The sequence below is a fragment of the Haloarcula sp. Atlit-47R genome (assembly GCF_003665985.1).
In the GTDB taxonomy this organism is placed as follows: Archaea; Halobacteriota; Halobacteria; order Halobacteriales; family Haloarculaceae; genus Haloarcula; species Haloarcula taiwanensis.
The window spans coordinates 45,389-57,681 of record NZ_QPLQ01000009.1 but is presented as its reverse complement, the minus strand read 5'-3'; the positions used below and the strand labels follow the sequence as shown (position 1 = coordinate 57,681).

Annotated in this window: 12 protein-coding genes and 1 pseudogene; 4 read left to right on the top strand and 9 right to left on the bottom strand. The window is 67.0% G+C overall.

Annotated elements, in window-relative coordinates; all coding sequences use genetic code 11:
- Positions 1–203, top strand: a pseudogene (locus tag DVK00_RS20050) (NAD(P)/FAD-dependent oxidoreductase); the annotation flags it as partial.
- Between the two features lie 161 nt (positions 204–364).
- Here DVK00_RS20050 and DVK00_RS20045 read toward each other — a convergent pair.
- From DVK00_RS20045 to glp, 3 genes are all read right to left on the bottom strand, one after another.
- Complete coding sequence (locus tag DVK00_RS20045) at positions 365–1,588, bottom strand: iron-containing alcohol dehydrogenase family protein (RefSeq protein ID WP_101350359.1); 1,224 nt, start codon at positions 1,586–1,588, stop codon at positions 365–367.
- A 148-nt stretch (positions 1,589–1,736) separates the two neighbouring features.
- The gene (locus DVK00_RS20040) at positions 1,737–3,617 is read right to left on the bottom strand and encodes a molybdopterin biosynthesis protein (protein WP_121578438.1); all 1,881 of its coding nucleotides are present in this window, start codon (positions 3,615–3,617) and stop codon (positions 1,737–1,739) included.
- A complete protein-coding gene (gene glp, locus DVK00_RS20035; protein ID WP_121578437.1) occupies positions 3,614–4,834 on the bottom strand; it encodes a gephyrin-like molybdotransferase Glp in 1,221 nt (406 codons plus the stop codon). Before glp ends, DVK00_RS20040 begins: the two co-directional genes overlap by 4 nt.
- A gap of 288 nt (positions 4,835–5,122) precedes the next feature.
- Between glp and DVK00_RS20025 the strand changes: the two genes are divergently transcribed.
- Positions 5,123–6,340 carry a tripartite tricarboxylate transporter permease gene (locus DVK00_RS20025; protein ID WP_199722504.1) on the top strand — a complete coding sequence of 406 codons (1,218 nt, stop codon included), beginning with the start codon at positions 5,123–5,125 and terminating at the stop codon, positions 6,338–6,340.
- On the opposite strand, the gene corA is transcribed toward DVK00_RS20025, so the two are convergent.
- The 6 genes from corA to DVK00_RS20000 form a co-directional block, all read right to left on the bottom strand.
- A complete protein-coding gene (gene corA / locus DVK00_RS20020) occupies positions 6,335–7,312 on the bottom strand; it encodes a magnesium/cobalt transporter CorA (protein WP_121578435.1) in 978 nt (325 codons plus the stop codon). The genes DVK00_RS20025 and corA overlap by 6 nt on opposite strands.
- The gene (locus tag DVK00_RS21900) at positions 7,309–7,479 is read right to left on the bottom strand and encodes a hypothetical protein (protein WP_199722503.1); all 171 of its coding nucleotides are present in this window, start codon (positions 7,477–7,479) and stop codon (positions 7,309–7,311) included. Before DVK00_RS21900 ends, corA begins: the two co-directional genes overlap by 4 nt.
- 84 nt (positions 7,480–7,563) lie before the next feature.
- Positions 7,564–8,199 (bottom strand): DUF6517 family protein, encoded by a 636-nt coding sequence (locus DVK00_RS20015; RefSeq protein ID WP_121513422.1) that lies wholly within the window; start codon positions 8,197–8,199, stop codon positions 7,564–7,566.
- Between the two features lie 60 nt (positions 8,200–8,259).
- Complete coding sequence (locus tag DVK00_RS20010; protein ID WP_121578434.1) at positions 8,260–8,781, bottom strand: hypothetical protein; 522 nt, start codon at positions 8,779–8,781, stop codon at positions 8,260–8,262.
- An 86-nt stretch (positions 8,782–8,867) separates the two neighbouring features.
- The gene (gene cysS, locus DVK00_RS20005) at positions 8,868–10,346 is read right to left on the bottom strand and encodes a cysteine--tRNA ligase (protein WP_121578433.1); all 1,479 of its coding nucleotides are present in this window, start codon (positions 10,344–10,346) and stop codon (positions 8,868–8,870) included.
- A gap of 47 nt (positions 10,347–10,393) precedes the next feature.
- Entirely contained in the window at positions 10,394–10,879 is a 486-nt protein-coding gene (locus tag DVK00_RS20000; protein WP_121538553.1) for a hypothetical protein, read from the bottom strand.
- Positions 10,880–11,078: 199 nt separating this feature from the next.
- Between DVK00_RS20000 and DVK00_RS21895 the strand changes: the two genes are divergently transcribed.
- Positions 11,079–11,237: a hypothetical protein gene (locus tag DVK00_RS21895; protein ID WP_198560173.1), complete on the top strand. Its 159-nt coding sequence runs from the start codon at positions 11,079–11,081 to the stop codon at positions 11,235–11,237.
- A gap of 113 nt (positions 11,238–11,350) precedes the next feature.
- Positions 11,351–12,232 (top strand): CbiX/SirB N-terminal domain-containing protein, encoded by an 882-nt coding sequence (locus DVK00_RS19995; RefSeq protein WP_121578432.1) that lies wholly within the window; start codon positions 11,351–11,353, stop codon positions 12,230–12,232.
- Positions 12,233–12,293: the final 61 nt, after the last annotated feature.

Genomic DNA, 12,293 nt, shown 5'->3' with positions numbered 1-12,293 from the left:
AGCCGCTAAAGACCTGGACCCACAAGGACAAAGGGACGGTTGTTTCGGTCGGCGAGAAAGCCGTTGCCCACGACGTGGTGAACGTCCCAGTTGAGACGTTTGGCGGGCTGCCGGCGAAACTGCTGAAGAAAGCGATTGCCGCCCGCTGGATCAACGACGTGACCGGCGTTGGTCGGGCCGCCAAGGCCTGGCCCGACATGTAGATAGGACCTTTTTATTTCGTCGGGGTCGACCTGACCGCGCGACCTACTCCTCGCAAAGCGTGGACTAAAAAGGCGCGAAATCGCGGGGCGATTCGCGCGAAACCGCACCAGAGAGACGGTATTCGGGGTCTACCGGAGCTCTGAGCGGCATTCACTGCCGGCTACCAGGCCGACTCTAACACACTGACAATGTCCTTTCGTGTGGGTGCCAGTTCTGACGGGGCGTTCGCTATGAAGGCGTCTTCGAGGACGGCATCAGCAACTTCGGGGAACGCCTCGCGGCCGGGCCCGTCGACATCCCGAAGTCGCGTCGGGAGTCCAAGCGCAGTCACCACGTCGTTTATTTGGTCGATGACCGCAGCAGTGGGGTCTGAAGCATCGCCGGCGCCGAGTGCGTCGGCCAAAAGCGACCGCCGACCGTCGACCTGCTCGAACAGATATGAGAGTGCGTGCGGAGCAATGACCGCGTGGGCCGCGCCCTGCTGGACCTCGTAGGCCCGGGTCAGCCCGTGACCGAGGGCATGAATCAGTGAGAGCGTCGTCCCGTCAGCCCGCGAAATGCCGTACTGGACGAGCATGAGACCCTGGGTGAGCGACTGGTACACCCATGGGTCGTCGTCACCAGTACCGAATGCGAGCAGTCCGTCCGTGAGAAGGCCGAGGCCGCGAGAGGCTGTGGCGTCGGTTACTGGCGTTGCGCTGGCCGCGTACAGCGTCTCGATACCTTTATCGAAGCCGTTCATCGCTGACGCCGCGAGGATCGGACGGGGCGTCGTCGCAATCAGATCGGGGTCATAACAGACTGCTTCGGGCATCAGTTTCGGATCGCTGACACCACCACTGGCAGGCTCGTTCACAGGGCAGGTGTCTGGCGCGGCTGTGACCCCGGCGACGAGAGACAGGTCAGCGCCGGCCAGCGTCGTCGGGGCGGCGATAATCGGCGGCAGCTCCGCCTCGGGGACAGCTATCGTTCCGGAGTCGACAAACGCTTGGCCGACAGCCGCCGGGTCGCGGTCAGTCGCTGCGAGGATACTGATGATTTTCGCAACGTCGAGACTGCTCCCACCGCCGACGGCCACGAGACAATCGGCATCGACTTCTCGGAGGCGTTCGAGTCCGTCGCAGGCGGTGCCGAGCCGCTTGGCTGGCGTCGTTTCGGCGAAGGTGCCGGCCAGTCGGTCGCCGAGACCCTCCCGAACGGGGTCCATCACAGCCGGCGTGTCACCAACGGTCGCGCCACAGACGACCAGCGCACTGTTGTAGCCTTGCGCGTCTAACTCCGCACCCAGCGACTGCACGGCGTCAGGGGCGTATCGGAGTGTCGCAGGCTCGTACTCGAACCGGAACGGGGAATCGAGGTCAGCGGCAACCGATGTGTCGGGCATCGCTGTGACCCATTCAGCCCTGCTCGTGTTTATCACTTCAGGTCGCCAGTGCCGTCTTCCAGTGGTACCTGCAAGCGCAGGTACGTCGCAGTCGCTTGCGGGTCATAGCGTAATCCTGGCGGGTGTCACGGTGCTCAGGTCGACGCCGTCACTGCACTTCTATGCCAGCCAGTCCGTCGGCCAGCGAGTCGAGGTCTTCGAGGGTCGCGGCGAGCGCGTCGACGCTGTCTTTCTCCCGCCGATTCGGATTAGCGAGCACCCGAACGGGCTGGGTTCCGAGCGAGACGAAGCCGAGGCCGAGTTTCGCCGCCGTGGCGCGGAGACCGAGGCCCGCGTCCGCGTCGCCCGCCAAGACCTTCCGGGCGGGACTTTCGTGGGCTTTTGTCGTGAGTTCGTAGCCGTCGATAGCATCGATAACCTCGTCGCGGCCGACGTCCCGGTCCTCGCGGAGCGCGTCGAGCGCGTCGTCGAAGCTCCGACGCAGGCCGGACGCGGTGTCGCGGTTGACGAATCGGCAGTCGCCGTCGACAAGGTTGCCCAAGTCGGACACGTCGGTATCAGGCCCGACGACCAGCCCCCACTCGCGCTGCCAGCCGCCGATATCGGTTGCCTCGTGGTCGGCGTCGGTCGGACCCGCGACGACGGCGACGTCGGGCACGCCGTTGCCGAGGCGGCGGACTCCCTCGGTCGATCCCAGCGGGAGGTACCGCGGGCGGTCGATTGTATCGAGCAGGCGCGAGAGGAGCGGGTCGTCCTCGCCCATGCCCAGCAGCGTCGGCGGCCTGACGGCGGGGGAAAACAGCGTCACATCGACCGTCTCCCCCTCGGCGAGGTAGTCGGTCCCCGGCGGCACGTCGACGAAGCCATCGGCGTCGACGAGGCTCGTCGTCGCGCCGCTGCCCTTGTCGACCGGGTAGACCAGCAGCGACCCGGAGTCGTCTTCGACCAGCCCGGCTGGCATGAGGCGTCGTCGCCCTTCGCCGTAGCGTTCCTGGACTGCCATTGTGCCGGAGGCCGTAGCTGTCTGTGGCTGCTCCCGTCCAGCAGCGTTCCGTACTGCTGGCGCGACGAACGTCTGGAAGATAGTCAGCGCCGAAACTGGGTAGCCAGGCAGCCCGACGTACGCCGAGTCGCCGATAGTCCCCACGAGCATCGGCTTGCCGGGTTTGACGGCCACACCGTGGAGCCTGAGTTCGCCGCGTTCCTCGATGACGCGGTAGATGACGTCGACCGCGCTGGCGCTGGTCGACCCTGACGAGAGGACGAGGTCGCATTCGTCAGCCGCTTGGTGGAGCAATCGCTCCATTTCCTCGTAGTCGTCGCCAGCGTGGGGGTACATCACCGGCTCACCGCCGGCCTCCGCGACCGCGCCCGCCAGCGTGTAGCTGTTCACGTCGTAAATCTGGCCGGCGGCGCTGTCGAGGGGGTCCCCGGGCCGGACAAGTTCATCGCCCGTCGAGAGAATGCCGACCTGTGGCCGGCCACGCACCGGAACCTCGTCGACGCCAAGGGCAGACAGGAGTCCGATTTCACGGGGCGTGATTCGCGTTCCTGGACCGAGGGCGCGCGCGCCGGCCGCGATATCTGCGCCGGCGAGCATCACGTTATCACCGGGCGCGACGGATGTGCGTATCTCGACGCCGGCGTCGGTTTCAGTCGTTCGCTCGACCATCACGACGGCGTCGGCACCGGGCGGCATCACCGCGCCGGTCGAAATCTCGGCGACCGAACCCGGTTCGACCGTTACGTCGGGCTTCTCACCCGCGTGGACTTCCCCGGCGACCGACAGCGTCACCGGGTCGGCCTCGTCAGCGCCGAAGGTGTCTCTGGCGTGGACGGCGTAGCCGTCCATACTCGCGCGGTCGAACCCTGGCACGTCGATGTCGGCGTCGATCCGCTCGGTGAGGACGCGGTCGCGGGCGTCGGCGAGCGGGACCGTTTCCGGGTCTGGGTCGATGTCGAGGTTTGCGACGACCTCGTGGGCCTCCTCCGGTGATGCGAGGTCGCGGAACTCGCGGCGGTCGCTCATTGGGACCACTCCCAGTCCTCGACGGGCACAGTGTCACCGGCGTCGTAGCCCTCCACGGACTCCGGCACGACGACCCAGCCGTCGGCGAGCGCGACGCTGGAGAGGACGCCCGACCCGCTGGCCCGCGTCGGCGTCGCGGTCGGTCCGTCGTCGTCCTCCTCGCGCAGTTGTACCCGAGCGTAGGTCCGGGTCCCCGGCTCGCTGGCTATCTTCCGCGTGAGTTCGGCCTCGGTCGTCGGCGGGTCGGTCGCCGGGAGGTGGCCGGCACGGCGGAGCGCCGGCCGGAGGAACTGGACGGCGTTGACGATGCAGGCGACCGGATAACCCGGGAGCATCAGAATCGGCGTCTCTTCGACCACGCCCAGCGCGACCGGGTGACCCGGCTTCAGCGCGACGCCGTGGACCAGCACCTCGCCGAGGTCGTCGACGACTTCCGGGAGCAGGTCCCGCTCGCCGACGGAAGAGCCGCCGGTCGTCACCACGAGGTCGTGGTCCAAGTCGTCGCTGATGGCCGCCCGGAGCGCGTCCACGTCGTCGGTAACGATGTCGCGGTAGGTCGCGTCACCCCCCCAGCGCTCGACGTACTGCGTGACGGTCTGGCCGTTCGTCTCGACTACTTGGCCCGGTTCCGGGTCATCTTGGACTAACTCCTCACCGGTCGGAATCACGCTGACAGTCGGCCGCTCGTACACCTCGACAGCGTCGTTCCCGACCGATTTCAACAGCCCGAGGTCCGACGGGCGGAGCAGGTGGCCGTCTGCATACAGCGTCTGCCCTTGCTCTACGTCCTCGCCGACAGGAGCGACGTTCTCCCCGCCAGCAACCGCATCGAACACGGTGACGGTGTCACCGGCGACCTCGGTCTCCTCGATCATCACGACGGCGTCGGCACCCGCTGGGAGTTCGCTGCCCGTGTGTACGCGGGTCGCCGTGCCGGTGGTCACTGTCTCTCCGACCTGGAGCGATTCCGGCGACCGCTGGCTCGCGCCGAACGTGTCTTCCGCGCTGACGGCGAAGCCGTCCATCGCCGCGCGCCGGTAGTGGGGCACCGCTCGCTCGGCGGTGATTTCCCCCGCGACGACGCGCTCGTCGGCGTCGCGTAGCGAGACGCGCTCCGTCCGCCCGTGTGGGAACACTGCGTCCAGCAGCGCCTCCCTGGCTGTCGTTACCGGCGTCCGGTCCTTGAACCCGGCCGACTTTCGGGACTCGTTGCTCATGTGTGTACGAATGGCCGGCACACCAAAAAGCTCGCCAGGTTCAGGGGGCTTCGGTCGGAAGAGAACGTCTGGCTGAGTCGGACCTGCGCTGTCGCCTCTTCGGGAGCGCCCTCTCGAAAGGACTGGTCGCGACCGACAGTCGGCACTGCTGTCTCACCACCCCTCCTAGCGCCGGGACTCACGCCGAACACGGTCCGGTCGGCCCGCACTACGCTGTAGAGTGGTAGCCGGGCCGAACGTCGCAGAGGTTCAAGTACGGGAACGGGGCCACGCCCCGCTATGCAGTCCATGGCTCCCGCCGTCGACCCGACAGCGACGCTCGCGCTCCTCGCTGCGGTTGGGGCGGGAGTTGGACTGGGAACGCTTAGCGGGCTCGTTCCGGGGTTGCACGCCAACACCTTCGCACTTTTGCTCGCCGCGGCGGCGAGCAGTCTACCGGGGCCACGACTCTACGTCGGCGTGGCAATGCTGGCGGCCGGGGTGACACACACCTTTCTCGACGTGATTCCGGCGCTGGCGCTGGGCGTGCCGGACCCGGCACTGGCGGCCAGTGCGCTGCCGAGCCACCAGCTGGTCATCGAGGGTCGCGGTCGGGAGGCGCTGCGCCTGTCAGCGCTGGGGAGCGGGTTGGCCGTAGTGTTTGCCGTCCCGCTGGCGGTTCCACTCACCCTCCTGATGGAGCGAGCGTATCCGCTGCTCCAGCCGTGGCTGTCGGTACTTCTCGCGGGAGTCGCTGTCCTGCTTGTGGTCACGGAACAGGGCCGCCGTCGGCAAATCGGCGCGGCGTGTTCACTGGCAGCCAGCGGCCTGCTTGGAATCGCCCTCCTCGACGCGCCGGTGACCGGAGTGCTGCCAGTCTCCGACGTACTGGTCCCGCTGTTTTCGGGGCTGTTCGGCGCGCCGGTGCTCCTGGCCGCCATCGAGGGGGAGGGGGTCCCGCCACAGGCCGACGCGGCGGTGACGACGCCGCCCCGAACCGTCGGCGTCCTCGCGGGCGTCGGGACGCTCTGTGGCGGCGCCGTGGGCTACATCCCCGGGGTTTCCAGCGCCATCGCGGCCACGCTGGCGCTGGGCCTCGTCGCCGACCGGGGCCCGCGGGCGTTCGTCGTCACGACGAGCGGGGTCAACACGGCGACGGCAGTCTTCGCGCTGTTCGCGCTCATCTCGCTCGGGACGCCCCGAACCGGTGTCCTCGTCGCGCTCGACCGGGCCGAGGTGCCGCTCGTGCTCCCGGCGCTGCTCGCGGCGGTCGCCGTCGCCGCCGTCGCTGGCGCGATACTCGTCCCGACACTGGGTGACCGCTATCTCCGTGCCGTCGGTCGGGTGGACCAGACGGCCCTCTCGCTTTCGGTGGTCGCGGTCCTTGTCGGCCTCTCGGCGCTGTTTGCCGGCCTCGTGGGCGTCGGCGCGTTCGGGGCGGCCACGCTGGTCGGACATCTCCCGCCGCGGTTCGGGTCCCGACGGGCGACGCTGATGGGGGTGTTGCTCGTCCCGCTTGCGCTATAGGTAGCCCCGCTGGCGGAAGTGGCCGAGCAATATTGCGACGATGAGCCCCATGCCGACCATCACCGCGGGATAGCCGAACGTCCAGCCCAGTTCCGGCATGTTGTACGGGCTATCGGCGAAGTTCATGCCGTAGACGCCGACGACGAATGTTAGCGGGATGAAAATAGTTGCGACGACAGTCAGCACTTTCATCACCTCGTTTGTCGACTGCGAGACGGTGTTGAGGTAGATGTCCCGCGCACCCGAGACGAGGTCGCGGTAGGTCTCGGTCAGGTCCACAATCTGGACGAGGTGGTCGTAGACGTCCCGGAAGTACTTCTCCGTCTGTGGCTGTATCTGCTTTGGGTCGCCACGGGCGAGGCTGCCGACGGCCTCGCGCGCGGGCCAGGCCTGCTTGCGGAACGACAGCAGATCCCGGCGGACATCGTTTATTTTCTCGATAGTCTCACTGTCAGTGGAAACGGTGACCTCCTCCTCTATCTCCTCGATGTCCGTCTCGATGCCATCGAGCAGGTCGAAGTAGGCGTCGACGATGACATCGACAACACGGTAGGCGGTGAAGTCCGGGCCGTGCTGGAGGAGTCGCTCGTCCCCTCTCCGGGCAGCGTCCATCACGCGCTGGACCGGACGGGCCTCGTCCAGCCCCAGCGAGACGACCCAGTCGCGACCGACGAACACGCCGACCGGACTGGTTGCCACCTCCTTCTCGAAGGTTGTTTCACCGGGAGTGAGCCGCATCGTCTTCAGCAGGACGAAGGTGTAGTCGCGGTACTCCTCGGTCTTGGCTCGGACATCGCCACGGAGGTCGTCAATGGCGAGCGAATGGAGGTCAAAGGCCGACTGGACGGCGCGTATCTCCTCGTCGGTTGCTTCGGCGGCGTGGACCCACGTCGTCCCCGCGGCCGCGCGGGCGGCCCCGAGGTCGTCGTAGGGCTCGGCCGCCTCGCCGGCGTAGACGAGCGCGGATATCACGCCCTGCCCTCCGTCTCGTCCGAGCGGCCGACGGCCAGCAGCGTCATCCCGGCGAGCAAGGCGGTCACCGAGAACGCGCGGCCGGGGTACGGCACCGCGACGCCCGCGACGTAGCCCGCCAGGCCGGCGGCGGTGAGCCCCAGGCCCAGCGCCAGGACGGTGTTCATGGCCCAGCCATCACCGCGCCCGATAAAAAGGGTATGCCCGAGGCCGCCGGCGTCCGAAGCCGCCCCATTGCATCCCGAAGCCCATCAGTCGCCGCCGTGCTGGAGGCCGGACAGCAGGTCGTCGACGGCGTCGGTCTCGTCGACGTTCTCGGGGTGGACGGCGACGCCGATGACGATGTCGCCCTCGTGCTGGAAGCTGACGAGGTGAAGGCGGACGTCGATGGACTGGCCCGCCACCTCGGTCGTGCCGGTGTACTCGCTGACCTGGCGGTCCGCGCCCAGCGCCCGGACCGTCCGGTTCCCGGCCGACTCGACGTCGTCGATGCTGCCGGTCTGGCCCTGGACCGCTTCGAGGACCCGCCGGTTCGCCCAGTCGGCGGCGGGGTTGAGCGTCTGGCCGGCGACGGTCGCGCTCGGAACGGAGACGACGACGAACCGCGACAGCTCCACGACCTCGACGCCGAGCAGGGAGCCGCTCCGGGTGTACTGTCTGCGCTCGGTCACGAGCCGCACCGTCCGGTCCTGCCCGGCGACGGTCACGTCGCGGGTGACGTTCGCCTGTGTCGCGTTGTTAAGTTCGTATCCGGTCGAGTCGAGCGTGCTGTCAGAAACGGTCGCGGGCGAGGCCTCGAAGGTGACCGTCTCGCCGGTGATGAGCCCGACACAGCCGGAGGTCACGAGAAGGAGCGCCACGGCGACGGGGAGCAAGCGGCGTACCATCTACTTCCAAGCACTGTCCGGTACGGGAAAACGTTTTGTGGCCGCTGGGCGTCGGCCGCGTCAGCCGAAGATGCCCCGGAGGACGTCGGCGACCACGTTAATCGCGTACCACTTGACGCCGCCCAAGAGGCCGATACCGGAGACGCTGATTTCGCCCGCGGTGACGGCATTCTTGAATTCCACAGTGGGGTTGTTCGACGCGATGACTCGGTCCATCGTCGCCTTGTCCGTGTTCATCTGGATAGTAGCGTCGTCACGGGTGCCAAGCGCCAGTTCCTGCATCTGAAGGGCGTTGTTCATGCTGAACGACACCGACGCTTCGGTTCCGTTCGCGGGGTCGTCCACCACGAGGTTCACCTTCTCACCTTGTAGCTCACCAGCTATGAAGCCAAAGTCCTCCGGGTCGACGTTCGCGTTGTACGTCTCGACCATCGGTCCCATGTCCTCGAACATCTGGACGGCCCAGTCGGGCTGGTCGCTCTGTGCGGCGACGGGGGATGCGACCGCGCCGACCGCGGCAACAACGAGCATGAGAGAGACGATCATCCGGGTGAAACCGACAGTAGTTGGTACGTATTTCATAACAATTATATAAACGAACTAATAGTATATAAAATCGTAGTGAGGCGTGTTAGAATGTCCTAAATACGCAATCTGGATATGAAATATCAGATTCGATATGTCGGCCCGTGATCAGTATCTTGGACCTCGACGCCGAGGGCTTCGAGTTCGTCGCGGAGTTCGTCGGCCCGCTCGTAGTTGCCGGCGTCCCGCTCCTGCTCACGGACTGTCAGGACCAGGTCGACCACGTCGCCGGCCAGCGACACGTCGCCGCCGCCGTCCTCGCCGAAGGACAGCCCCAGAATGTCGCCGCCCAGTTCCTCGAACGTCTCGACGGCGCGCCGGAGCCCCCGGTAGTCGTACTCGTCGCGGCCGTCGACGTGCGTGTTGACCGCAGCGGTCAGGTTCAGCAGTGCGGTCATCGCCTCCCGCGTGTTGAAGTCGTCGTTCATCGCGGCCTCGAACGTCGAGCGGGCGTCGTCGACAGCATCCCGAAGCGTCTCGTCGGTCACTTTCGCGTGGGCGTCCACATCGTCGCAGGCTTCAGCCGCTCGCTCGTAGCCCCGGGAGAGGCGGTCCCAGCGCTCCTCGGCCTCCGAGACAGTCTCGTCGCTGTAGGTCGCCCGCGAAGTATATGCCGTCGACAGCAGGAAGGTCCGGAGCACGTCGGGACCGAACTCCTCGACTGCGTCGGCGACGCTGAAGTAGTTGCCAAGCGAGGAGGACATTTTCTCCTCCTCGGTCTCCAGCAGGCGGACGTGGAGCCAGTACTTCGCGAACTGCTCGCCGGTCGCGGCCTCGCTCTGGGCCACCTCGTTCTCGTGGTGGGGAAAGACAAGGTCCTGCCCGCCGACGTGGATGTCGATGGATTCGTCTAAGTGTGTCATCGACATCGCCGAGCACTCGATGTGCCAGCCGGGTCGGCCTTCACCCCACGGAGAGTCCCAGGTCTGTGCGGTCTGGCAGGCCTCCTCGGCCGGGGCGGCCTCTGGGTGCTGATGTTCGGCGATGTCCTCGGGGTCGACGCCGCCGGCCTTCCAGAGCGCAAAGTCGGCCGGGTGTCGCTTCTCGCCTTCGGTGTCCGCGCCCTGTGATTCGATGTCCTCGACGGACTGGTTCGAGAGTTTGCCGTAGTCCTCGAAGCTTGTCACGTCGAAGTAGACGGAGCCGTTGGCCTCGTAGGCGTGGCCGCTCTCGACGAGGCGCTCGACGAGGTCGATGATTTCGGGGACGTGCTCTGAGACGCGGGGGTACACTTCCGCGCGGCCGAGGTTGAGCGAGCGCATGTCGTCGATGACCTGCCGGACGTAGTGGCGGGCCACGTCGGCCTCGCTATCGCCGTCCTCGCCGACGCGGGCGACGATTTTCTCGTTGACGTCGGTGAAGTTCTCGACGTGGTGGACGTCATAGCCCAGATAGTCGAGCCAGCGGGCCATCACGTCGACATGAACCCAGCCGCGCGCGTGGCCGAGGTGGGGCGGGTCGGAGGTCGTCAGCCCGCAGTAGTACAGCAACACAGAATCGGGGTCGCGCGGCTCGAAGGCCTCTTTCTCACCGGTCAACGTGTTCGTCACGCGAAGCGTCATTACCGGGAGGAACTGCGTCCGCCCGCTTTAAGCCGTCGGAAGGCGACTCATCCCTGCACCACCGCCTCAACCATCCGGAGCGCGTCCGGTCCCGCACGGCGACCCACTACCACGACGAGCGCGTCGTCGGTGACGCCGGCGGCCTCGACCGCGACGTCCGCCGCCCGCAGGCGGCCCAGCACCTCGGCCAGCGCCGGCGGCGAGAGGTCGCCGGTAGCGACGATGCCCGTTAGCGAGCCAGCGCCCTCGGCGAAGGCGGCGTCCCCGACTCGGAAGACGATAGCCGACACAGCGTCGGGCGATTCGACCCGACCCAGCCCGCTCTGCATCGAGACGCGGGCGTCGCTGTCGTGGGCCGGGCTGTCGTCCAGTTCCTCGGCGAACCGTCGGAGGGCGGTCGCGACGGCTTCCGCATCGCCGTCAATTTCGAGCGTGCGCGCGGCGGCCGTGTAGTTGACGACGCCCGCTCGAAGTGCGTCGTAGAGAAACGGGCGCTCGCGGACGGCGTCCCTGGTCGCGGCGGCGAGTGACATTGGCGTCGGCCACGCCCGGCGCGGGCAAAAGTCGTTCTATCGCCGGCGGGCGACCACGGGTACGGGACAGGCCGTGTCGGGCCATAACCGACACACGGGCGCGCTATCCCCTCAGAACTGCGGCCCCACTCCCAGCGAGTGAGAACAGGCCGGGGGGTTTGTCCCCCTCGGCGTCCGCTCTCTACACGAGGGAAAGACAATGGCGATTGCACAACGAGAGCGGAAGGCGTTCGGACAGCCCCTGGGAGCAGCGGAGCGAATCATCGGCGGCATCGTCGTCGCTGCCGGCGCGCTGGGACACGCGGCACTGCTTGCGGCCGCTGGACTGTTGTTCTACGTCCTCCTGTTCGGGCTGTGATCGGGCGGAATCGGGCGGCAAAGACACATTTCGGCGCGCAATGTTGCACAGCTCGCCGGCTATCTGTACAGGGCAACGAAGGCCCTAAGGACGACTCGCCCCAACCGAAGTGCATGGACGAAGCACTCGTTATCGCGGCCCACGGCTCCCATCTGAACGCCGAGTCGAGTACGCCCACCTACGACCACGCCGACACGATTCGGGCGACGGGCGCGTTCTCCGAGGTCCGTGAGTCCTTCTGGAAGGAGGAACCGTCGTTCCGGGAGGCCCTGCGGACCGTCGACGCCGAGGAGGTGTATCTGGTCCCGCTGTTCATTTCGGAGGGCTACTTCACCGAGCAGGTCATCCCACGGGAGTTCCGACTCGAAGACTGGGACCCCGAGCTGTGGGACTCCGACGGGACGAGCGCGACCAACGCGACGCTGGCCGCCGAGGACACGGCCCAGACGGTCCACTACTGTGGCCCGGTCGGAACGCATGATTCGATGAGCGATGTCATCGTCCAGCGAGCGGAGTCTGTCACCGGCGATCCCGATGTTGGCGAAGGGTTCGGTCTGGCAGTCGTCGGCCACGGGACGGAGCGCAACGAAAACTCCGCGAAGGCCATCCAGTACCATGCCGACCGCATCCGCGCGCGGGACCGCTTCGACGAGGTGCAGTCGCTGTTCATGGACGAGGACCCTGAAGTCGACGACGTTGCGGACTACTTCGAGAGCGACGACATCGTCGTCGTGCCGCTGTTTATCGCCGACGGCTTCCACACACAGGAGGACATCCCCGAGGACATGGGGCTGACCGACGACTACCGGACCGGCTACGACGTGCCGACCACCGTCGAGGGCCACGACATCTGGTACGCCGGCGCGGTCGGCACGGAACCACTGATGGCTGACGTGGTACTTGAACGGGCCGCTGACGCAGGAGCCGACGTGAGCAGCGCCATTGAGCAGGTGCGCGAGGAGACTGGCGGCGCGACGCCCGCGACCGGCGACTGACAGGTCGCCGACTGCCGCTATCAGGTCAGAGACCGGAACTGATTACGCCGCTTGCTGGCCG

Excerpts from the sequence above, each read along its gene's own strand:
- DVK00_RS20045 (WP_101350359.1), bottom strand. The coding sequence starts at position 1,588 with ATGCCCGACACATCGGTTGCCGCTGACCTCGATTCCCCGTTCCGGTTC.
- DVK00_RS20040 (WP_121578438.1), bottom strand. The coding sequence starts at position 3,617 with ATGAGCGACCGCCGCGAGTTCCGCGACCTCGCATCACCGGAGGAGGCC.
- glp (WP_121578437.1), bottom strand. The coding sequence starts at position 4,834 with ATGAGCAACGAGTCCCGAAAGTCGGCCGGGTTCAAGGACCGGACGCCG.
- DVK00_RS20025 (WP_199722504.1), top strand. The coding sequence starts at position 5,123 with ATGGCTCCCGCCGTCGACCCGACAGCGACGCTCGCGCTCCTCGCTGCG.
- DVK00_RS21900 (WP_199722503.1), bottom strand. The coding sequence starts at position 7,479 with ATGAACACCGTCCTGGCGCTGGGCCTGGGGCTCACCGCCGCCGGCCTG.
- DVK00_RS20015 (WP_121513422.1), bottom strand. The coding sequence starts at position 8,199 with ATGGTACGCCGCTTGCTCCCCGTCGCCGTGGCGCTCCTTCTCGTGACC.
- DVK00_RS20010 (WP_121578434.1), bottom strand. The coding sequence starts at position 8,781 with ATGAAATACGTACCAACTACTGTCGGTTTCACCCGGATGATCGTCTCT.
- cysS (WP_121578433.1), bottom strand. The coding sequence starts at position 10,346 with ATGACGCTTCGCGTGACGAACACGTTGACCGGTGAGAAAGAGGCCTTC.
- DVK00_RS20000 (WP_121538553.1), bottom strand. The coding sequence starts at position 10,879 with ATGTCACTCGCCGCCGCGACCAGGGACGCCGTCCGCGAGCGCCCGTTT.
- DVK00_RS21895 (WP_198560173.1), top strand. The coding sequence starts at position 11,079 with ATGGCGATTGCACAACGAGAGCGGAAGGCGTTCGGACAGCCCCTGGGA.
- DVK00_RS19995 (WP_121578432.1), top strand. The coding sequence starts at position 11,351 with ATGGACGAAGCACTCGTTATCGCGGCCCACGGCTCCCATCTGAACGCC.